This is a genomic window from Gammaproteobacteria bacterium, assembly GCA_011682695.1.
Taxonomy (GTDB): Bacteria; Actinomycetota; Acidimicrobiia; order Spongiisociales; family UBA4744; genus BMS3Bbin01.
In genome coordinates this window covers 1-21,552 of sequence record JAACED010000049.1, presented here as the reverse complement: position 1 = coordinate 21,552, position 21,552 = coordinate 1, and the positions used below count along the sequence as shown (strand labels likewise).

Genomic DNA, 21,552 nt, shown 5'->3' with positions numbered 1-21,552 from the left:
CGATACTGACGTCCGACCTTGTTGCGTTCGAGAAGACCCAGCGCCTCCAGATCGAGGAGGTCTGTACGCGCCGTCTGATACGTCACGTTGTGGCTGTTTCGATGCGACTCGAACGTATACACGGCGTCGGCGTGCCGCAACGCGTGTGACAGCAAGGCGAGCTGGCGATGATTGAGGCCTGGGATCGACCGGAGCGTCCGCTCCACGCCGCGGACCTCAGCCACTTTGCGGTCCAGGTGTTCCAGCAGTTCGTCGATCGCCCGCGAGACGATGTCCAGATGATGAAGTAGGAAGTAGGTGAAGTCCGCTTCGTCCGTCTCCGTGGAGAGGAAGGCCCGACCGTACTGGGCCGGTGCCCGATACAGCAGACGCGAAATGGAGAGAAACTCGGCCAGCCAATAACCCTGCCGCAGCATCGAGCGGTAGAACAGCGCCCTCGCGGTCCTGCCGTTGCCGTCAACGAAGGGATGGAGGTAGGAAAGGTAGAAGTGGAGCGCGACCGCCCGCACGATGGGATGAACGAACGGCTCCTCTTCCGATGCGTTGGCGAACGTCAGCAACTGATCCAGGAGGCCGGGCACCTGCTCTGCGGGCGGAGGCGTATGGAAAATGACCGACGCGTCGGTGGGATCGCCCACGACGACACGCTCGTCGCCTGGCTGCTGGATTCTGCCGGCGCCATCAGGGTCGTCGAGGGTGCCTTCTGTGATCATCCGATGGATGTCGAGCACCATGTCCAGGGTCAGATCACGATCGAGGTCGTCTCGGATGAACTGCATCGTCCGGTAGTTGTTCACCACCATCCGCTCCCCACGTGTGCGGGGCGCCTGTCCAGATCGGAGCAGCGCCTTGGCCGCCGGCCGTGTCGTGGCAGCACCCTCGAGCAGGCTGGAGCTGATCGCCTCTTCCATCAGGCTCGAAACGAGGTAGCGATCCCGGGTGCTGGCATCGGTGATGGCTTCAGGCGCGCCGATGCGACCGGACGCGAAGCGATCGATCCGGTGCAGAAGCGAGAGCGCCTCATCGGTGAAGATGTAGGTGAAGCGAGCTCCGGTATTGTCCATGAACGGCAAGCTTCGCCGCCCCTGGGATCTGGCAAGCTTCAGCGTCAGCCACCACTCCTCGAGGGTCAGATCGCCTGGTGGTGTCCGCCTCCTGAGCTCATCCCAGTGGAAGTAGCGGCCCCTGACGGTGGGTCCGGACAGGTGAGCGAGCACTGCCGGCGTTCGTTCTGTGGGCACGGCGGCCAGTGAGGCTGCCAGGGTTGGGGCGGTCTGTGGTCGTTTCATCGGTATCTCGCGAACTACAACGAGTCTAGTAGTTCTACTACTAAATCGTAACGACTTAGTAGTTACTTGACAAGTAGTTCTTGGAAGGCTGCCACGGGCGTACTGGTCAGGTGTGGCACCGACACCGGTCCGGGTATGCCGAGCTGATCGGGCAAGGTACGTTCGCCCTCGGGGTCGAAGATCAGCATGCCGCCCGGCGGGGTCTGCTCATACAGTTTGGAGATCAGCAGCCTCGCCAGGTCCGACTTGCCGCACCCGGCCCTGACGAACACGCAGGTGCGAAGCGGTGGTCGAGGGCCGGTTTGAGCAGGAGCTGACCAGACGTCGAGTTCGCTCCACGTACTCTGGCTCATGGGGAAGCTCGAGCAGGGAGAGGCGTCTGCGACGGGGCGAGTGGCGAGCCCTCGGCCGGCCCGGCACCAACCGGTGGCCGCCGTGGCCCGCGTCATAGAGGCGCCTCGTCTCGGCACTTGTCGCGCCTACCGCTCTGTCTCTTCCCGCCATTCGCTCCATGACGTCCACGTCACGACTGCCTGCTCCGGGTGCAGCTCGAGAACGTGCGCGTCGGGGTCCAGGTCTGAGGCGGTGGTGAAGGCATCCAAGAGATCGCCGAGGCGATGGCCGCCGCGTTCCCTGCGGACGAGTATCCCCACCTCGCCGAGTTGACGCTCGACCATGTGATGCAGCCCGGCTACAGCTTCGCCCAGTCCTTCGAGTTCGGCCTCGACCTCATCCTCGACGGCCTCGAAGCCCGAGCCGGCGATTGGCAGCCGAGCCGGCTTTTCTGAGGTCGGTACGATGCGTCCGAGATGGAGAACGCGGCGGTGCGTGGGTTCAGGTGGCCGGTGGGGGTGACCGGCACGGTCGACGCCCCCGCAGGCGACGTATGGGTGGCCATCTCGACGCCCGGCAACCTCGAACGCTGCCATCCGTTCTGCGAAGAGAACCTGGTACGGGAGTGGCCCGGTGTCGGGTCCCGGGACGAGGTGCAGTACCTCAACGAGGTGGTGTACGAGCGCCGGTTCCGAAACTGGATCGACGGGGTCGGCTACGACCTCGACATCGGCGTCCCCGGCGGGAAGACGTCGTTCGTGTCGTGGCGGATCACGCCGATCGACGACGGGCACTGCACCCTGCGGATCGTCGTCTCCCCGCACGTGCTGCAACGCGTGCCGCTGGTGTTCCGCTGGCTGCCGCATCTGCTGTGGGTGCGCCCCCGGCTGAAGGCGTACCTGTCCTCGGTGGTGCAGGGCTTCGCCTGGTACGTCGAACGGGGCGAGCCGGTCCCCAGGAACCAGTTCGGTACACACCCATGGTTCTCCAGGTGACCGTCGGCCGTCACTCCGTTGGCCCGTCGGGCACTCGACTTCAGGGTTGCCATCTGTACAAGCCATCATGGTGCCCGTGAGATCGAAAGCCCTGGCGAGGAACCTGGCCGTCCTGGCGGTGCTGGCGGTGGTGGCTATCGTCGGGTTGGTACTCACCGACGGGCGTGACGACCGCGGAGATGGCACGGTGGGTGACCTCGTCGCGGTTGCGACCTCCGTGACGGAGGCTCCGTCGACCTCGCCCAGCACCCCGGCCGTCCCGACCTCGACGACGGCTCCCACGATCACGACGACCACCACCACGTCGGCTCCCTCGACAACGACCACGACACTGCCGGCGACCACGACCACCGCGCTGGTCTCGCCGGATGGGTACGTGTGGGTGCCGAAACCGAGTGCTGGGCCGGGCATGGTCGCACCGGGCGGCGCCCTCACCAAGCACCTGGCGGCGGATATTGCCTCCGCCTTCGGCTTCGACGTGGCCGATGTGGAGGCGGCGATCGCCGACATGGTCCTGCCGCCCGAGGCCGGTGGCAACCCAGAAGGGTGGTTGGCGCCTGGTACCTACCAGGTCGCCGCCGACGCCACCGCCCTCACCGTCGTGCAGGCGATGGTGGATCGGCGGGTAGTGCAACTCCAAGAGCGCGGGGTTCCTCGCGACCAGTGGTACCGGGTGCTGACCGCCGCTTCGGTGATCGAGAAGGAGACGTACAACCAGAACGAGAAGCCCAAGGTGGCGCGTGTGCTCGTCAACCGGCTGGCCGGCGGCGGGCCTCTGCAGATGGACTCGATCATCCTCTATCCGGTGCCCGAGGACCGGACCTTCACCACCAGCGAGGAACGGGCGTCCGACCAACCGTACAACTCGTACCGGCACAACGGTCTGCCTCCCACCCCGATCTGTTCCCCGGACGAGGCGTCCATCGACGCGTTCCTGGCCCCACCGCCGGGTGACTGGTGGTTCTACGTGACCATCGACCTGCAGACGGGCGAGACCCGCTATGCCGTCACGTACGAAGAGCATCAGGCCAACGCCAAGTTGCTGCGAGCCTGGCTCGAGGACCACCCCACGCCGTAGCCGGCTCAAGCCGATCCCGTGGGAGGTGCGCCCTGCACCTCACACCTTGAGCGTCGCGAGCCGGCCAAGTCCAACGGATTCGGCACGACCTCACCTGGCCGCCCCATCGTTCGGGAGACCGCCGACCCGGCCAGGTTCCGGACATGGCGGAGATACCGTCCTTCTACGCTCACGAAGGACTGCACGCCGAGGTCTGCGACGTGCTCGGCGTGAGGGGAACCGTCAATTCATGCCAGAGGGCGGGGGAGATCCGTCAGGTGAGATCGGCGAGGCGAAGCAGACCGTCCGCTTCGACACACAGCTCGTCAGCGAACTCGAGATCATCCAGCCAGCGGCCGGGAAGGGAGCCCGCGCCCATATAGGCACCGGCCAGGTTCCCGGCCATCGCCGCGACTGTGTCGGCATCGTGCCCGCGATTGACGGCAGTAACGATCACCTGCTCCGGGTCGTCCGGGGTCTTTAGAAACGTCCAGAGGGCAGCCGGGAGCGACTCCAAAACGAACGCGCCGTTCCACAGCCGGTCGAACGCCTGCTCCGGTGTGAGGTCGAGCATGCCCCGAAGTTCGACGAGTCGGTCGGCGAGCCGCACCGGATCGGGGCCGGCCGACGTGCGGCGCTCCGGCGCACCCGGATCGTGCAGGTCGGCGAGGACCAGTTCGAGCGACTCGAAGTAGTCGTCGACGTCGAGTTTCCCCGGTGGTTGGTGCAACAGATAGGCGACGCTGAACGCCTGCGCGACCGTCGACAGGACCGCCATCGGATCGGCATGGGTGACGACGGCACTCACCGCCGCATCGGTTCGGAGGTCGTCGACATCGAGCGGATGGAGCAGTCCGATCGGTGCCACCCGCATCGCCGCGCCGTTGCCTGCAGACGGGGTGCCGGCCTCGAACCAAGGAGTGCCGGCCTGGAGTCGCAGTACCGCTTCGGTGGTGGCTCTGCCCTTGCCACGGCCGTGTGGCAGCCACGCCACCAATCGGGCAGCGACATCGCCCGGGTCGAGGCAGCCATTGGCGATGATCGAGTCGGCGAGCAGCATGGTGAGCTGGGTGTCGTCGGTGATCGTGCCCTTCGGGCCGCCCCGCCACCCATGCCAAGGCTGGAAGTCCCGGAGGGCCCCGTACCTGGCCTGAATGTCGAAGGGTCGCATGCCTTCGGCCGGGCGTCCGAGCGCATCGCCGATCGCCCCGGCGAGCAGCGTCCCACGGTACTTGGCCGGATAGTCGATCTCTGGGTTGCGGACCAGTCCGATATCAGCGGCTGTGGACGAAAGTCGTCTTGGGACCAGCCGTTCGCTCGTCGAGCTGTACGGGACTGCAGCGTCGTTGCATGGGGACACAGGTTGACGATACCGGCCTGTCTCGGCGTGTGGCACTCGGCGTGGTGCACATCAGAGCCGGTAGGCCGATTCCTCACTTCTTGGCCGGGCGTGCCACCTGCCGTATCTGTCGGTACCGGTTGATAGGTGAGACCCGCCAGGACATCGTTCCGTTGTGACCGTCAGGAGATCGTTCCGCTTCGGGAGGTCGGTTTCCGCCGGGACATCGTTCCGGTTTGACTCTTCGGTTCATTGCTCGAACGAGGAGGCAGACGGTGTCGGAGGAGAAGCTACGTAAAGAGGCGGTTCGGCGTCGGTTGGCCGGTGAGAGCCCCGAGGAGATTGCGGTGTCGTTGGGTCGCACGGCGCGTTGGGTGCGCAAGTGGGTTGCCCGTCATGGCGAGGTAGGCCACGACGAGGGATGGGCCCGAAGGGAGGTCTCGGGCGCCGCTCTCTTCGCCGACCAGGATCGACGATGGGTTACGCGACCAGGTCCTGGCGGCCCGTGAACGGCTGGTGGCGAACCCGAGAGCCCAGTACGGGTCGTTGGCGATCCAATGGGAGCTGCGACGACTGGGAGTGGATCCGATCCCGCCGGCTCGTACTATCGAGCGGGTACTCCAACGGGCGGGCGTGAGCCGGCCCCGTCGACGCCAGGGAGGTTATGTCTCCAAGGGAGTGCCGTATCCAAACCCGGGGAACCTCGAACCGGGGGCTACCCACCAGATCGACATGGTCGGTCCCCGGCACCTGGTCGGTGGCGTCGGGTTCCACGCCCTCAACCTGATCGATGTCGGCTCCCACGAAGTCGGCAACGACATCATCGAAGTGGTACGCCCGCCGCTGATCGCGGCGTCGTTGACAGGAATCTGGTCGCAGGTGGGGATACCGGCAGTCGCTCAGTTCGACAACCACTCCAACTTCCGGGGCGGCATCCAGCCCGCTTGGCAGCACTTCGGACCCGTCGTCGCCACCTGCCTCGATCTCGGTGTGACCCCACGGTTCATTCCCCTGCGGGAGCCGTGGCGCAACGGGATCGTCGAACACTTCAACGACGTGTGGGACAAGTCGTTCTTCCGTACCGAGATCTTCGGAGATGTCGAACATCTCCGAACCGAGAACGCCGCTTTCGTCGCCTTCCACAACACCCACCACCGCTACACAGCCCACGGCGGCGCAACCCCCGCCGTAATCTGGAACGGGCGAAACCGCAACCCGCTATCCGTCGACTACCAGCCCCCGACACGGCTCCCCGCCCGGGGTCGCATCCAGGTCGTGCGATACATACGCTCTGACCGGCGCGTCGACCTGTTCGGCAAACGCATCACCGTCGACGAGAACCACACCCACCAGTACGTCACCGCCATCATCAAAATCCGCGACAAGAAAGTCATCGTCGTCAACCTCGACGGCGAGATCATCCACAACGGCGCCTACGAACTCTCCCCGATCCTGCGATAACCCGCCGGAACGATGTCCCGGCGCCAAACACCCTCCAACAGCGGAACGATCTCCTGACGGAACCTCACCTCCGGAACCAGCGGAACGCTACTCAGCGGCCGGCGGACTCGATCTCGTCATAGAACGTGGCCGCATCCAGTATCGGGATTCCGTACGAGCGGGCTTTCTGTGCTTTGCCCGACATCGATACAGTGTCGGCGGCGACCAGGAGGTCACAGCCTTTCTTGGTGACGTTGCCGACCGGCTGGTAGCCGGCGAGGGCCGCCATGGCTTCGAGTCGGCTTCGAGCTATCGGTTCTCCGTGTGATGACAGCGCCGATCCCGTGAAGCAGATGCGCGTTCCTGGGCCATACGACGACAGGCCGGCCACTCGAGTGGTGAGGGTCACCGGCGGCACGGAATCCGGGTCGATGCCCAGAGCCGTCGCCACGAGGCCGAGAAGGCGATGCTCCTCCGGAGTGATCATCCCATCGCGGTGTGCGGCAGTGAGGATCTGGTTGAAGTAGGCGTGGTGGGCTTGCGCGACCTGCTCGGGTGAAAGCCCGATCTGTCGAGCCAACGCGGTGAGGCTCGCTCGCTCGACCTGCGTGATGACCGCGTCATCGAGGACACGGTCCAGCATGTCGAGGTACGCCAGCAGCGTTTCGTTGGCGGTCGGGTATCGCGCTGCGCCGACAACGAGCGGGAGCACCCTCGGGTGGCCCTGTGCAAGGCCCTCCCGTCGGAGCGTTCTCGGTGAGAGGGGCGTGTCGAGACCTCGGACGGTGGCTGGCCGGCCCCGGGCATCGTCGTCGAGCAGGCAGGCAAGGAGGGAGGCGGACGCTCGAGCATCCGCCAGCGCGCGGTGGTGGTTCTCCAGTGGGATGCCATGTCGTCTGCATGCCATGTCGAGGCGCTCGCCCGACAGGCGCAGTGTGCAGAAGCCTCGCCCGGGTTCCAGGATGGCGCCGATCCGCCGGTATTCGTTTGCCAGAAAGCGGGCATCGAACGTCAGGTTGTGAGCGACCAATACCGCGTTGTTGATCCGCAGGGCGAGTGCTGCCGCCACCTCGTCAAACGTCGGCGCCGCCGACACCATCGAAGCGGTGATTCCGTGGACGCTCGTCGGTCCCACATTGCGCTGAGGGTTGATGAGAGTGTCGTACTCGTCGATCACCACCCCGCTCTCATCGATCACGACGGCTGCAACTTCGACGATCCGATCAGCGTTCAACAAACCCGTTGTTTCCGTGTCGATCACAACGAAGCGGTTGGTGTGCGCCGACGCCGGTGCGTGCGAGGCGGCTGCGTTCGCGGATGGCGACGGAGCGGTGCGGTGTTTCGGCGGGCCGGCTGCGCGGTGTCGTCCTCGCCGATTCCAGCTCACTTCACATGCCTCGGTCACTCGGGGACTCCGCTTCCCCAACGCTATCAGAGAGCATGTCTCCGCGCGGGGCTCTGTCGCGCCTATCGATCGGCCTGTCGGGACGCCGTGCACCGTCGCCGTCAGGTCTTGGTCAGGCGCTCCAGCAGCGCATCGGAGCTCTCGCTCATCGAGCCGTCCGACTCGGTGAGGACACCCCGGTCGGTCAGGGAGAACAACCATGCCAGCGCCGGGATGACAATGAGGACCGCCCCTGCGAAGGCGATCAGCAGCCCCGTCAGCACCAGCTTGGGAGCGGCGAACGCGTCCACGGTCACGTTGCCCTCGAGCAGGTACGGGTACTGGCCGACTGCCCAGCCCCACAGCACCGAGACGGTGGCGAGCAGCGCGAACGCGCGGGCGATGACGAACCGGTCACGTACCAGCAGCCACAGTGAGACGATCCCGGCAACCGCCGACACGACGAGGATCGGGATGCCCCGGGCCGACGTGAGGCCTTCGAAGAGCGCGGGGGCATCGGCACGAAGCACCACGATGCCGGCCAGCGCGACCACTCCAGTGGCCGCCCCGGCGCCAAATGCCCGTCGGCGGAAGTAGTCGGTGAGTTCCGTCGAACCCTCCGCCGAGGCGACCCTGCAGACCAGGACGGCCGCCATGAACGCGCAGGCCACCACGGCGAGCAACCCGGCGACCAGCGAAGTCGGGTTCAGCCACGAGGTGATCGGATCGCCGGCTGCGTTACCGAGCGGCACCCTGGCCGAAGCGACCGCTCCGGCGACGGTGCCGAGCAAGAACGGGGTCAGAACCGACGATGCGGCAAAGGTCGCCCCGAAGAATCGCCGGCTGGGCAGCGTATCCGACCACTTCCTGAACGCGAACGCGGTGCCACGCAGAATGATCCCGAACGCTGTCAACGTCAACGGGATGTACAGGGTGGTGGCGATCGCGACGAACGGCTCCGGAAACGCGGTCCACGCGTAGACGAGTACGAAGATCAGCCACACGTGGTTGGCTTCCCACACCGGTCCGATCGCCCGCTCGAGAAGCGAACGGACCTTGGCTCCGCGCTCGGGCCCTCCGGCGAACAGATCCCAGATGCCGGCGCCGAAATCCGCACCCCCGAACACGCCGTAGGCGCACACGCCCACCCAGATGACCACCAGAATCACGTCGGCGAAGCTCACGGTGTGACCTCCCCTTCGGGTCCGTAGGGTGTCGCGACATCCTCACCGGCGGCGAAACGGCGCGACATGCGCCGCAGCACTGCCAAGGTGACCACGCCCAAGACCAGGTAGAGAGCGGTGATCGCGGCGGCGGTCACGACGATGCCCTCGGCGGCGGTCACCGCGTCCGCGGTACGCACCACGCCGTGCACGATCCAGGGCTGGCGGCCCACCTCGGTGGTGACCCAGCCCGCTTCCAGCGCGACGATCGCCCCCAGGCCTGCCAGCGAAGCGAAACGCCAGAACCACACTCCCTGTGGGACGTCTCGCTTCCGCCACCAGATGAACGCGAACCAGGCGGAAAGGGCGAGCAGACCGGTACCCAGGGCCACCATCAGTTGGTAACTCCAATGCACGATGTTGGCAGGGGGCCGCTCGTCGGCGGGCACCGAATCGAGACCGGGGACGACGGCATTGAAGTCGCGGGCGGCAAGGAACGAGGCCAGGCCCGGAATCTCGATGGCGCCGCGAACCTTGCCGTCGACGAGGAAGCCGCCGAGCGTCATCGGCGCGCCGGCGGTCGTCTCGGGGAGCAGCTCCATCGCAGCGAACTTCGCAGGCTGCGCATCGATGAGACGGCGGCTGGCGACATCACCGACAGCCACCTGGAGAGGGGCGGCGATCGACGCGACGACGAATGGGATGATGAACCCGAGCCGGTGGAGGCGATCGGTGCGGCCTTTCAACCGTCCTACCGCATACACGCCTGCGACCGTGAAGCCGGTCAGCATGTAGGCCGCGAACAGCATGTGTATGTACTCGACGCCCGTCGCCGGGTTCAGCATCGCTGCCCACGGGTCGATGTTCGTGACTTCGCCGGCGGCGGTGAGGGTGAAGCCGGCCGGAGAGTTCATCCAGGCATTCACCGACACGATGAAGAACGACCCGATGAAACCGGACACGACGATCGGGTACAGCGTGCGGTAGTGGGTGCGGGCGGGAAGCCGGTTCCAGCCGTACAGGTAGATGGCGATGAAGATCGCCTCGACGAAGAACGCAACACCTTCGAGGGCGAACGGCAGACCGATCACGTCGCCGAACGGACCCATCATGCCGGGCCAGAGCATGCCCATCTCGAAGCTGATGATGGTGCCCGACACCGCCCCGACGGCGAAGAGGACCGCCATCACCTTCGCCCAGCGCTTCGCCAGCTGCAGGGCGTCAGGGTCGTTGTGGCGCAGACCCCTCCGGTGGGCGAGCAGCGTGATGAACGGGAACGCGACGCCGGCCGCCGCGAGGATGATGTGGAAGCCGAGGCTGGTCGCCATCTGGTACCGGGCTGCGAACAGATTGGCCTCCGAAGCGGCAACGGTCAGCACCATGTCCATGGCTCAACGTTATCAAGATCCCGGGCCGAGAGGTGGTTTCGTGAAAAGAAGCCGGGTCGGGGCTGCGCAGACAGCCCAACGGATACGCCGGCCGGGACCCGGCGACACGAATGGCCAGGCGGTCCGCGAGCTGGATCTGGATCGTCAGGTTCGACACCGTTCGCCTGGTACCTTGACCGGCGCGCCGATCAAGGTTCCAAAGGAGTGGTCATGCAATACGTCGTTCCCGCCGATCAGCTCGACGACTACATCGGGTGTGATCTCGGTGTCTCCGACTGGGTGATGGTCGATCAGGAGCGCGTCAACGCGTTCGCCGACACGACCCTCGATCACCAGTTCATTCATGTGGACCCGGAACAAGCCAAGGCGACGCCCTGGGGCACGACGATCGCCCACGGGTTCCTGACGCTGTCGCTGCTCCCGCATCTTCTGTCCTCCACCGGCATCGTGCCCGAGGGCGCTGTGATGGCGATCAACTACGGCACGGACAAGGTGCGTTTCCTCGAGGCCGTCAAGGTCCCGAGCGAAGTGCGGGCTCGGGCATCCCTGGCCGAAGTCACGAAGAAGGGACCCGGCCGCTACCTCCTCAAGACGAACGTGACGGTCGAGATCAAGGGGGCGGACAAGCCGGCGCTCGTCGCAGAAATGCTCGCGATGTTCGTAGTGGCCGAGTGATGCGGGCCCTGGTCTGTCGCGAGCTGGGACCCGCGGACAAGTTGGCGATCTGTGACATGGAGGATCCCAGACCCGGCCCGGGCGAGGTCGTCATCGACGTGAAGGCCGCGGGACTCAACTTCCTCGATACGCTCGTGATCCAAGGCAAGTACCAGGTGCAACCCGATCTTCCGTTCATTCCAGGCGGCGAAGCAGCCGGGGTGATCGCCGAAGTCGGCGACGGTGTGAGCAGCCCGGTGGTCGGCGATCCGGTCATGGCGATCGGCCAGATCGGAGCGTTCGCGCAGAGATGGAGCGTCCCCGCAGCGGCGGTCCTCCCGATACCCGAGGGGCTCGAGTTCCAGGTCGCAGCCGGATTCGGGCTGACCTACGGGACCTCCTACTACGCGCTCAAACAGCGGGCCGGGTTGCAGCCGGGAGAGACCGTGTTGGTGCTCGGCGCCGCCGGAGGCGTCGGCAGCGCCGCCGTGCAGATCGGCAAGGCGATGGGGGCAAGGGTCATCGCCGGGGCGTCAACCGACGAGAAGCTCGCCTTCGCCGCCGAAATGGGCGCCGACGAAGGCGTCAACTACGTGAACGAGAACCTGCGCGACCGGATCAAAGCGCTCACGCAGGGCCGGGGAGTCGACGTCGTCTATGACCCGGTCGGCGGGGAGCTGACCGAACAGGCGTTGCGCTCGACGGCATGGAACGGGAGGCTGCTCGTGATCGGCTTCGCGTCGGGAGCCATTCCGCGACTGCAGCTCAACCTCACACTGCTCAAAGGAGTGGCGGTCATCGGTGTGTTCTGGGGGAGCTGGATCGCCCGGGATCCCGTCTCGTCGGCGGAGAACTTCCGTGAGCTGTTCGCGATGCTGGCCGATGGGACACTCCACCCGGGCGTCACCGACGTGTATCCGTTCGAAGAGTACGGCGGTGCGTTCGGTGCGCTCAGCGGCCGCACCGCGAAGGGCAAAGTCGTCCTCACGCTCTAGCGACAGGTCGCGAACCAGCGCACCTCGCCGTCCAGGAGGGCGAAGCTCGCACTGCCATCGAATGCCGTGCCCTGAAACGTGAACGCGACGGGTGCGGTGTACATCTCCACGGTCATGGATCCGAAGGTCGTTGCGACGGGACCGGTGATGTCGCCGGTCAGCCGGTAGTCGCGCAACTCGAGAATCTCACGCTCGATGAACGCCCTGCACAAATCCGCGTCTTGAGCCTCCAGCACCGCCGGGTGGAGACGATCGAAGAGTACGTCGGCATCGCCCGCATCGATCAACGCGGCGAACTCGGTGACAAACGTCGCGATCGCGTCGACCGGGATCGTGGTCGACGTGGTCGGGGCCGTGGTCGTCGGCGGTTCCGTGGTCGAGGAGGTGCTCGGGACCTCCGTCGTGGTGGCCGAGGTCGTCGGGGAGGTGCTCGGTGCGGTCGAGGCACTCGGAGCAGCGACGGTCTCGGGCTCACCGGGCCTGAGCATCGCGATCAGGGCGATCACTGCGAGAGCGCCGCCGACGATCATGAGTATCAGACCGAGAGTCCTTCGGCTCACGGGCACGGTCCCGGTTCGTGCCGGGACCGCCACCGGGCCAGATTGGTCGCGTGGTTCTTGATTGTGTTCGCAGCCGCGCCGGCGAGGCGGCGGAAGTCCCGCTCCATGCGGGACCGGTCGAGATCCGACACCGGCCGCCACGTTCGGCTTCTGGGGCCGCGCCGCTTGTGCAGCTTGCTGATCTCGATCTCCCACACCTTCTCCACGCACACCCACCCTTCACCCGTTCGGCACTCCATGATGAGATACGGCGTGGCGGTGATCTCCTGCCAGAAGTACGTGACGCGGGCCGTCATCAACCGGTTGTTCTGCATCCACTCGGTCACCTTGCCGGTGATGAACCCGGCCAGCTTCGCGACAGACTCCAGCAGCTCGACGCCCGCCTGGGCCGGAGTCGTCGGCACATCCGGCGCTATGTCTGTTGCCGCCAGGGTGGCATCGATGCCACCCTTGATGACCCCGGCCGTGCTCGCAACGTACTTGCCTGCCGCGTACCCGTTGATGTTCCCGGCAACCTGCAGCCCCGCGCCACGAGCGCTCATCAGGTCACCGACCAGGTCGAGTTCCTGGGCGATCCGCTGGAGATCGAACACGATCTGTTCACCGGCATCTTCACCGTGCTTGGAGGCGGGTTCAGCCTCGACGAACATCGAGAAGTCGACTGTCACGTTGATGCGGTCCGCAGGTCCGGCAGGTTCGGCCTTGCGTTTCGGCTGTCCCTCACAGGGGTCACGTTGCCCAGTATCGTCTCCATCCCCGCTCGCGATGCCGGGCCCGGAGGGTCCGCTCGGGCCTTCTGTCCCGCCTTCGGATCCGGCGCCGGCCATCGCCCGTCCGACACACTCTTCGTAGCGCAGACGCGCGGCGTCGGCGGCTTCGCAGGCCGCGTCGGCGGCTTCCTGCGCTTGGGTAGCTGCGTCACAGGCCTCGTTCGCTTCGGCCTCCGCCTCGGCGATCTCCGCATCGAGACGTTCCAGCTCGGCTCTCGCTTCGGCATCCCGATCGCGCATCTCGTCACGGAATTCGGGCGTCGCGGCCTTCTTCCACGCTTCCTCGACCTGCTGGGCGCTGACGTTTCCTGCCTTGTAGTCGTCCCACAGCTCACCGAGCGCCATCTTGCGCAGATGCAGATCGCGAGACGTGACACGGTTGCCCCGGTCGTCTTCGACCCACCCGCCGTCCTCGGTCGTCCAGCACGCCGGCGGCCAATCGAGGCACACCTCGTCGTATTCCTGCTTCAGGTCGTTCACGTGTTCGCGGGCCTCCGAACACGCCTGTCGGGCATCGTCGGCATGTGCTTGGGCGCGCTCACACTCGGCCAGGGCCGCCTGCCACGCTGCATATTCCTCTTCGCAGGGCGTCCCGGGCTTCTTGAAGAAGTACCAGCCGACGATCGCGAGACCCAAACCGCCGAGCAGGACCAGCCCCCAGGGGAACCCACGCTCGGTCGTGGCGGTCGTCGCGGCAGCCGTGCTCGTAGTGGTTGCCTCGGTCGTAGTGGTTGCCGTGGCCGTCGTGATCGTTTCGACCGGGGTTGTTGTCTCGACCGGGGCTACGGTGGAGACAAGGTCGACCTCGAGCTGTCCCATATCCGCAAACCCGAGGCCGATCAGCCCCGTCTGGTCGGATCCCGTGTCGGCTGCATCGAAACTGAAGCCTTCTCGAACGCAGAAGCTGTAGAAGTTCGCCCCTCCGAGCTCACCGATGGCACCTTTGGGAACGAAGATGCCGACGAAGGTGTTCGCACCGGACGGCTCGGGCTCCGGCAACCCGACGATGACACCGCGGATGTCGTACTCGGGTCTCGTCGTGAAGAAACCCTGGTCCGTGAGATCCAGCATGAACGCGCCGCTGAGATCCTCTTCCTCGGGACTCAACCCGATGCCGAACGCCATGTTCGTTCCACCTGCAGGATCGAGCGGGTAGCTCGGGTGGTTCTCGAACGTGTCCGGCCGGGAGACGTCGTTGATCCACACGACGTATTCGCAGCGCCCCGGAGGCATCGGCGGGGGCATGGCTCGCAGATCGAACCCGAACAGGTAGGCGCCGTCGGAGAACTGCGAGCCGTCGAACGTGCCCATATCGTTCGTGAACGTGTACAGGGGCGGAAGGTCCGGCGTCTCGATGTAGCCCGGACCCGGCACCCAGATGGTGTCGGTGCCGTCCGTCGGTCCGAACAGCGGCCCGCCGGGGGAGAGGTCGGCCGCCCACGCGTCGGTGATGTCGATGTGATCCGGGGTGAAGCCGGGCTCGTCACCGCTCGAATGGACGAAGTCGCCCGTTGGATCTTCGATCTGGCCCTTGCCGGGCGTCGGTTCGCGCAAGAACCGGGAGGTCCACTGCTCGTTCTCCGGGGCGTCGAAGAACTGCAGGACTTCGTCGATGGGGTTCGGCTGTGTGGTCTGGGCCTGCACCGGCGCGGCGGCGAACGCGAGCAGGAGTCCCAGCACGATCACGACTGAGGTACGACGCGACGCCATGGGTCTCCTCCCCTGTCAGGACGTCGAACAAGGTCAAACTATCAGGTGGAAGGACGAAAGAACATGAGCCCTGCGACTCAGATCAACTGCCCGATATCTCTGAACCCTGGGCTCAGGAGTACCCCAGGGGTACCTACGAGCCCAGGGTTCAGAGAGTCCGCGTCGATCGATGCCTGTCGGTACCATGATGGGGACCCTCGGCAAACGGGACGGCGCCCGGTCGGACGCATGAATTCCCGGCAACGTCTACCCGGGTGGACCCATGCGAACTTGTAGCGTCCTCGTTATCGACAACTACGACTCGTTCACCTTCAACCTGGTGCAGATCTTCGGGTCGCTGGGATGTGAACCGATCGTGGTCAGGAATGACGCCGCAACTCTGCAGGACGTGGAAGCGGCCAAACCGGATCGCATCGTGATCTCTCCAGGTCCCGGCACGCCCGGCCAGGCGGGCATCAGCATCGCCGCCATCGTCGAGTTCGGACCCGAGATCCCCACACTTGGAGTCTGCCTCGGTCACCAGTGCATCGCAGAGGCCTACGGCGGCACCGTCACACGCGCCCACCGGGTGGTGCACGGCAAGACGTCACACATCGTTCACGACGGGGCAGGTGTCTTCGCCGGGCTTCCTTCACCGTTCGAAGCAGCCCGCTACCACTCACTCGTCATCGAAGAGGCCAACGTGCCATCGTGCCTGGCCGTGTCGAGCCGCAGCGACGATGGCGTGGTGATGGGTCTGCGACATCGCGAGTTTCCCGTAGAGGGCATCCAGTTCCATCCCGAGTCGTTCATGACCGGACAGGGTCGGATGCTCCTGGCCAACTTCGTGGGAGCGCCCGGCCGATGAGACCCACCGAACTGTCCGTCACCGTGGTCCCTCTTCCCGACAATCGGCCACTGGTGGAGTACTTCGAGACCGAAGCCGGTCGCGGTCCCGCATGCCTGCTGGATTCCAGCCGCCAGGACGCAGGACAAGGTCGCTATTCGTTTCTGGGTCTCGACCCATACCTCGTGCTGACCGTCAAAGACTCAGCCGGACGCATCGCGCATCGCGACGGTCACGTCGAGGAGATCGACGGAGATCCCTTCACCATTCTCAGGGCACTGCTCACCAACAGGACGATTCGACCGACCGATCTGCCGAAGGACGCACCTCCTTTCCTCGGTGGAGCGATCGGTTTCCTCGGCTATGAGCTCAGCCGGCACCTCGAGGAGCTGCCTGCGAGCACCGTCGACGACCTCGCCCTGCCGGACTTGGCCTTCTGTTTCTTCGACACTGTCGTGGCGCAGGACCACGCGACCGGAGCGACGAACCTGATCGTCACGCTTCCTCGGGGAGTCGACCCCGCACCGGTGATCGAGGCCACGCTGAACCGCCTCGACTCTCCTCGATCTTCGTGTGCCACCGAGCGCTCGACGGAGAGCGGCTTCACCGCAGATTTCACCAGGGCCGGCTACATCGACACGGTGCGCCGGGTCAAGGAGTACATCTACGCGGGTGACATCTACCAGGCGAACCTGTCGCAGCGGTTCCACGCGTCCGTTGATGCGCCCTGGCAGCTGTACCGGCGCCTCCGATCCCTCAACCCGGCCCCGTTCAGCGCGTTCCTCGACTTCGCCGACTTTCAGGTCGCCTCCTCGTCTCCCGAACGATTCCTGCGGGTCGAAGGGCGCAACGTCGAGACGCGGCCGATCAAGGGGACCCGGCGCCGGTCGTCGGACCCGGCCGTGGACGAGCGGCTGCGAGAAGAACTGGGATCCAGCGCCAAAGACCGTGCCGAGCTGTCGATGATCGTCGACGTGGAACGCAACGACCTGGGACGAGTCTGCGAGTACGGCAGCGTCCAGGTGGCCGAACACGCCATCCTGGAATCGTATACGACGGTGCACCACCTCGTCTCGACGGTGAGGGGCCGCCTCCGTGTGGAGTTCGATGTCGTCGACCTGCTGCGGGCATCGTTCCCGAGTGGGTCGGTGACGGGAGCACCGAAGATCCGGGCGATGGAAATCATCGACGAGCTCGAACCGACGGCCCGAGGTGTCTACACGGGCGCCATCGGCTACCTGGGTTTCCACGGAACCCACGAGCTGAACGTGGCGATCCGAACCATGATCATCCGCGACGGCTGGGCGTACGTTCAGGTCGGCGGTGGCATCGTCGCCGACAGCGACCCGCAGGCCGAGTATCAGGAGACGCTCGACAAGGGCGAGGCAATGTTCCAGGCGCTGCTGACGAGCGGGCGGCGATCATGATTGGCGAGCTGGTGTTCTTCGACGGGCAGCTGGTGTCCCGCGCCGAGGCCCGGATACCGATCGATGACCGGACCGTGCTGTACGGCGACGGCGTGTTCGAGACGATCCGGGCGTATCGAGGCGTACCGTTCCGTCTCGACCGGCACCTGAAACGCCTCGAACGGGGGTGCCGGATGTTGCGTCTCGACAGCGCCGTGCAGACAGGAGATATCGCCGCAACCGTCGCGGAGCTGCTTCACGTCAACCGGCTCGAAGAGGTCGACGCCGTCGTGCGGATGACGGTCACCGGCGGTCGATCGTGCGGCCCCACCGGACTCGATCGTGCCGGCCGCTCGAGGCTTCTCATCACCGCGACAAGCCATGAACATCGCCCGCAACGCTCCAGAAGCGGGATTCGCCTCGACATCTCGTCGATCCGGCGCGACCCGTCGTCACCGTTGGCGGGCATCAAGTCGACGAGTTTCATGAACTCCCTGCTCGCCAAGCAGGCGGCAAAGGACGCCGGGGCGGACGATGCCGTGATGCTCACGCCGGGCGGACATGTCTCGGAGGCGACGTCGTCCAACATATTCTGGGTCGCCGCCGGCGTGCTGTTCACCCCCGATGTCGGCTGCGGACTGCTGCCGGGGGTCACCCGCGAGGCCGTCATCGAGATCGCCACCGGTGAACGTGTCGAATGCCGGTTGGTGACGAGCGGCATCGAGGAGTTGCTCGGCGCGGACGAGGTGTTCGTGACGAACAGTCTTGTGGAGATCGCGCCCGTGTCGGCAGTCGCCGGGCGGACCTTCGCCGTTCCCGGACCGGTCACCGTCCTGCTCGGGAACCGCTACGGAGACCTCGTGCGCACCTTGTCTCATTGAACCCTGGGCTCACAGATACCCTGGGGGTACCCACGAGCCCAGGGTTCAGGGATTATCGGGTTGCGCGCTGGTGGTACTGCTGCAGCGACTCGACCTCGGTCACGGCGTCAAGGCCGGATTGCAGACTCTGCGCGACGGCCAGGCCACCCTGGATGGTGGTGACGCACGGCACCCGGTTGCGGGTGGCGGCACGTCGGATCAGGCCACCGTCCCCGCGGGCTCGCCGGCCCCGAGGTGTATTGATCACGATGGAGATGAGGCCTTCCTCGACGAGGCGAACCGGATCCCACGGACCGTCGCCGACCTTGTCGACGTGGGAGGCGGCGACCCCGTTGCGGTTCAGATACTCGGAGGTCCCGTGGGTGGCCAGGATGCGGAACCCGAGGTCGGCGAAGATGCGGCCGACCTGCAAACCGGTCGGCTTGTCGCGGTCGGCGAGGGAAATGAACAGGGTGCCGTCGGTCGGTATCATGTGGCCGCTTCCCAGGAGCGCCTTGGCGTAGGCGGCGCCAACGGAGTCGGCCAGTCCCATCACCTCTCCGGTCGCCCGCATCTCCGGTCCGAGAATCGTGTCTTCTGCGGGGAAGCGAGGCCACGGGAGCACCGCCTCTTTCACCGCCACGAATGTGGGCGCCGCATCGTCTCGATCGGGAAGGAGACCGATTCCGCGAAGGTCGGCGAGTGTCTCGCCGAGCATGACCCTCGAAGCCACCTTCGCCAGCGGTACGCCGGTCGCCTTGGACACGAACGGAACGGTTCTCGAAGCCCGCGGGTTGGCTTCGAGGACGAACACATCGGCACCTTTGATCGCGAACTGGATGTTGAGCAGACCACACACGTCGAGACCTCTGGCCAACCTTTCGGTGTAGTCCAGGATGCGTCGGTGAGCCTCGGGCGACAGCGTCATCGGAGGCAGGACACAGGCCGAGTCGCCCGAATGCACGCCGGCCTCTTCGACGTGCTCCATCACCCCGCCGATATAGAGCTCATGACCGTCGAACACCGCATCGAGATCCACCTCGGTGGCGGCTTCGAGGAATCGGTCGATCAGCAGTGGCGCCTCGTTGAAGCCGGTCTCGTCGCCCAGCGAGTTGCCGGCGAACTCATCGAGGTACGCCGACAACTCATCGCCCGTATAGACGATACGCATGGCCCTTCCCCCCAGGACATACGACGGCCGAACCAGAACGGGGAAACCGACGGTGTCCGCGATGTCCTGCGCCTGGGCTCGTGACGTCGCCGTCCCGTGCGGTGGCTGGGGCACCCCGAGCTTGCGACACAGGTCGGAGAACCGTTCCCTGTCCTCGGCGACGTCGATGGCGTCGGGCGACGTACCGGCGATCGGGACACCTGCAGCCTGAAGCGGGCGGGCGAGACGCAGCGGCGTCTGACCACCGAGTTGAACGACCACCGCGTGCGGCTTCTCCTTGTCGATCACGGCGAGGACGTCCTCGACGGTGAGCGGCTCGAAGTAGAGACGGTCGGAGGTGTCATAGTCGGTCGAGACGGTCTCCGGGTTGCAGTTGATCATGACGGTTTCGTATCCGGCGTCCTTGAGGGCGAGTGAGGCGTGGACACAGCAGTAGTCGAACTCGATGCCCTGACCGATCCGGTTGGGACCCGACCCGAGCACGATGACGGTCCGGTCGCCGGGGGGAGGTGTTTCGTCCTCTTCTTCGTAGGTGCCGTAGAAATAAGGGGTTTGGGCTGCGAACTCGGCCGCGCAGGTGTCGACCGTCTTGAACGTGGGGGCGATGTCCCAATCTCTGAGCCGGGCCCTCGCCGTCTGTTCGTCGTCGCCCCACAGGTAGGCGAGTTGTGCGTCGCTGAATCCGGCACGCTTCGCCACCCGGGCGAGCGCCGGTTCCGCCTCGGCGGCCTCGAGTTCGAGGCGAAGCTCGACGATACCGGCGATCTCGTCGATGAACCAGGGGTCGATCGACGTGAGGTCCGCCAGCTCGTCGACTTCGACACCGCGCCGCAGCAGCTCGGCGACCACGAAGAGCCGGCCGGGAGAAGGCACTGTCAGGCGGTCGAGGAGCGCTTGGGTCTCTGCGGCCAACAGTTGCGTCTCGGCCGGATCGGCGTTCAATCCGGCGTGGCCCGTCTCGAGGCTTCGCAATGCCTTCTGGAGTGCTTCGGGGAATGTGCGGCCGATGGCCATCGCTTCGCCAACGCTCTGCATCGACGTGCCCAGGGCCGGCGGTACCGAGGGGAACTTGGCGAAGTCGAAGCGGGGAACCTTGACGACGACATAGTCGAGTACCGGCTCGAACGAGGCGGGCGTGACCCCCGTGATGTCGTTGCGAATCTCATCGAGGGTGTAGCCGACCGCGAGCAGCGTGGCGATCTTGGCGATGGGAAACCCGGTCGCCTTCGATGCCAGCGCCGACGAGCGAGACACCCGCGGGTTCATTTCCACGATGATGCGGCGGCCCGTGGCCGGGTCGACGGCAAACTGCACATTGGAGCCGCCCGTCTCGACCCCGATCGCTCGCAAGCAGGCGATGGCGTCGTCGCGCATCTCCTGGTACTCACGGTCGGACAGAGTCATCGCCGGAGCCACGGTGACGGAGTCGCCGGTGTGCACACCCATCGGATCGAGATTCTCGATCGAGCACACCACGACTGCGTTGTCGTGTGCGTCGCGCATCACCTCGAGTTCATACTCCTTCCAACCGATGATCGCCTCTTCGACGATCGCCTCGCCGACCGGTGAGGCGTCGAGGCCGGCGGCGACGATGGCGCGGAATTCGGCCTCGTCGTGGGCGATGCCGGTGCCACCGCCCCCGAGGATGAAGCTCGGGCGGACCATGGCCGGATACCCCAGTTCGGCGACCGCCTCCAGTGCCTCGTCCAGCGTCTTCACATATGCGGATTTGGCGGTGCTCATTCCGATCGAGTTCATGATGGTCTTGAACTGCCCGCGGTCCTCTGCCGCTTCGATCGCGTCGAGTCCGGCGCCGATCAGTTGAACGGAATACTTGGCCAGCACGCCGAGACGGGCGAGCTCCATCGTGATGTTGAGAGCCGTCTGGCCACCGAGGGTCGGAAGGAGGGCGTCCGGCCGCTCCCGGGCGATGATCGTCTCGAGGATGTCGGCGGTGATCGGTTCGACATAGGTGGCATCGGCGAACTCGGGATCGGTCATGATCGTCGCCGGATTCGAGTTGACGAGCACGGTCCGATAGCCCTGCTCACGCAGTACCTTCACGGCCTGGGTGCCCGAGTAGTCGAACTCGCATCCCTGTCCGATCACGATCGGGCCCGATCCGATGACCAGGATCGACCGTAGATCGTCGCGCCGGGGCATTACTTCACTCCCAGCATCGAGACGAAATCGTCGAAGAGATGCTGCGCAT

Annotated in this window: 19 protein-coding genes; 10 read left to right on the top strand and 9 right to left on the bottom strand. The window is 65.7% G+C overall.

Annotated features, from left to right (window positions below):
- Positions 1-1,289: Fic family protein (locus GWP04_09635; protein ID NIA25813.1), on the bottom strand; the 1,289-nt coding region annotated here is incomplete at its 3' end.
- Positions 1,290-1,351: 62 nt separating this feature from the next.
- Positions 1,352-1,642 carry a DUF87 domain-containing protein gene (locus GWP04_09630; GenBank protein ID NIA25812.1) on the bottom strand — a complete coding sequence of 97 codons (291 nt, stop codon included), beginning with the start codon at positions 1,640-1,642 and terminating at the stop codon, positions 1,352-1,354.
- A gap of 264 nt (positions 1,643-1,906) precedes the next feature.
- Between GWP04_09630 and GWP04_09625 the strand changes: the two genes are divergently transcribed.
- From GWP04_09625 to GWP04_09615, 3 genes are all read left to right on the top strand, one after another.
- Entirely contained in the window at positions 1,907-2,077 is a 171-nt protein-coding gene (locus tag GWP04_09625; GenBank protein ID NIA25811.1) for a hypothetical protein, read from the top strand.
- A gap of 21 nt (positions 2,078-2,098) precedes the next feature.
- Positions 2,099-2,617: a hypothetical protein gene (locus GWP04_09620; protein ID NIA25810.1), complete on the top strand. Its 519-nt coding sequence runs from the start codon at positions 2,099-2,101 to the stop codon at positions 2,615-2,617.
- A gap of 76 nt (positions 2,618-2,693) precedes the next feature.
- The gene (locus GWP04_09615) at positions 2,694-3,695 is read left to right on the top strand and encodes a hypothetical protein (protein ID NIA25809.1); all 1,002 of its coding nucleotides are present in this window, start codon (positions 2,694-2,696) and stop codon (positions 3,693-3,695) included.
- A gap of 253 nt (positions 3,696-3,948) precedes the next feature.
- Here the strand turns inward: GWP04_09615 and GWP04_09610 are convergent, their stop codons facing one another.
- Positions 3,949-5,034 carry a hypothetical protein gene (locus GWP04_09610; protein NIA25808.1) on the bottom strand — a complete coding sequence of 362 codons (1,086 nt, stop codon included), beginning with the start codon at positions 5,032-5,034 and terminating at the stop codon, positions 3,949-3,951.
- 254 nt (positions 5,035-5,288) lie between these two features.
- Between GWP04_09610 and GWP04_09605 the strand changes: the two genes are divergently transcribed.
- Both GWP04_09605 and GWP04_09600 read left to right on the top strand, forming a co-directional pair.
- Entirely contained in the window at positions 5,289-5,522 is a 234-nt protein-coding gene (locus tag GWP04_09605) for a hypothetical protein (GenBank protein NIA25807.1), read from the top strand.
- A gap of 7 nt (positions 5,523-5,529) precedes the next feature.
- Positions 5,530-6,474, top strand: coding sequence for a transposase (locus tag GWP04_09600; protein NIA25806.1), 945 nt, complete (start codon positions 5,530-5,532; stop codon positions 6,472-6,474).
- A gap of 91 nt (positions 6,475-6,565) precedes the next feature.
- Here GWP04_09600 and GWP04_09595 read toward each other — a convergent pair whose 3' ends face one another.
- The 3 genes from GWP04_09595 to GWP04_09585 form a co-directional block, all read right to left on the bottom strand.
- Positions 6,566-7,714, bottom strand: coding sequence for a hypothetical protein (locus GWP04_09595; protein ID NIA25805.1), 1,149 nt, complete (start codon positions 7,712-7,714; stop codon positions 6,566-6,568).
- Positions 7,715-7,959: 245 nt separating this feature from the next.
- Positions 7,960-9,021, bottom strand: a complete 1,062-nt coding sequence (locus tag GWP04_09590; protein ID NIA25804.1) for a cytochrome d ubiquinol oxidase subunit II — start codon at positions 9,019-9,021, stop codon at positions 7,960-7,962.
- A complete protein-coding gene (locus tag GWP04_09585; GenBank protein ID NIA25803.1) occupies positions 9,018-10,388 on the bottom strand; it encodes a cytochrome ubiquinol oxidase subunit I in 1,371 nt (456 codons plus the stop codon). The genes GWP04_09590 and GWP04_09585 overlap by 4 nt, the downstream gene beginning before the upstream one ends.
- 210 nt (positions 10,389-10,598) lie before the next feature.
- On the opposite strand from GWP04_09585, the gene GWP04_09580 reads away from it, so the two are divergent.
- Together GWP04_09580 and GWP04_09575 are read left to right on the top strand one after the other, a co-directional pair.
- On the top strand, positions 10,599-11,063 hold the full coding sequence (locus GWP04_09580; protein NIA25802.1) for a MaoC family dehydratase: 465 nt from the start codon (positions 10,599-10,601) through the stop codon (positions 11,061-11,063).
- Positions 11,063-12,037, top strand: coding sequence for a zinc-binding dehydrogenase (locus GWP04_09575; protein ID NIA25801.1), 975 nt, complete (start codon positions 11,063-11,065; stop codon positions 12,035-12,037). The genes GWP04_09580 and GWP04_09575 overlap by 1 nt, the downstream gene beginning before the upstream one ends.
- Here GWP04_09575 and GWP04_09570 read toward each other — a convergent pair.
- Together GWP04_09570 and GWP04_09565 are read right to left on the bottom strand one after the other, a co-directional pair.
- Positions 12,034-12,597: a hypothetical protein gene (locus tag GWP04_09570; protein NIA25800.1), complete on the bottom strand. Its 564-nt coding sequence runs from the start codon at positions 12,595-12,597 to the stop codon at positions 12,034-12,036. The genes GWP04_09575 and GWP04_09570 overlap by 4 nt on opposite strands.
- Entirely contained in the window at positions 12,594-15,077 is a 2,484-nt protein-coding gene (locus GWP04_09565) for a hypothetical protein (GenBank protein ID NIA25799.1), read from the bottom strand. Before GWP04_09565 ends, GWP04_09570 begins: the two co-directional genes overlap by 4 nt.
- 262 nt (positions 15,078-15,339) lie before the next feature.
- On the opposite strand from GWP04_09565, the gene GWP04_09560 reads away from it, so the two are divergent.
- Genes GWP04_09560 through GWP04_09550 form a run of 3 tightly spaced genes read left to right on the top strand, consistent with a single transcriptional unit; the run spans position 15,340 to position 18,190 of the window.
- The gene (locus tag GWP04_09560; protein ID NIA25798.1) at positions 15,340-15,924 is read left to right on the top strand and encodes an anthranilate/aminodeoxychorismate synthase component II; all 585 of its coding nucleotides are present in this window, start codon (positions 15,340-15,342) and stop codon (positions 15,922-15,924) included.
- A complete protein-coding gene (gene pabB / locus GWP04_09555; GenBank protein NIA25797.1) occupies positions 15,921-17,330 on the top strand; it encodes an aminodeoxychorismate synthase component I in 1,410 nt (469 codons plus the stop codon). Before GWP04_09560 ends, pabB begins: the two co-directional genes overlap by 4 nt.
- Positions 17,327-18,190 carry a branched-chain amino acid aminotransferase gene (locus GWP04_09550; GenBank protein ID NIA25796.1) on the top strand — a complete coding sequence of 288 codons (864 nt, stop codon included), beginning with the start codon at positions 17,327-17,329 and terminating at the stop codon, positions 18,188-18,190. The genes pabB and GWP04_09550 overlap by 4 nt, the downstream gene beginning before the upstream one ends.
- Before the next feature lie 52 nt (positions 18,191-18,242).
- Here the strand turns inward: GWP04_09550 and carB are convergent, their stop codons facing one another.
- Positions 18,243-21,503 (bottom strand): carbamoyl-phosphate synthase large subunit, encoded by a 3,261-nt coding sequence (gene carB, locus GWP04_09545; protein NIA25795.1) that lies wholly within the window; start codon positions 21,501-21,503, stop codon positions 18,243-18,245.
- Positions 21,504-21,552 lie beyond the last annotated feature (49 nt).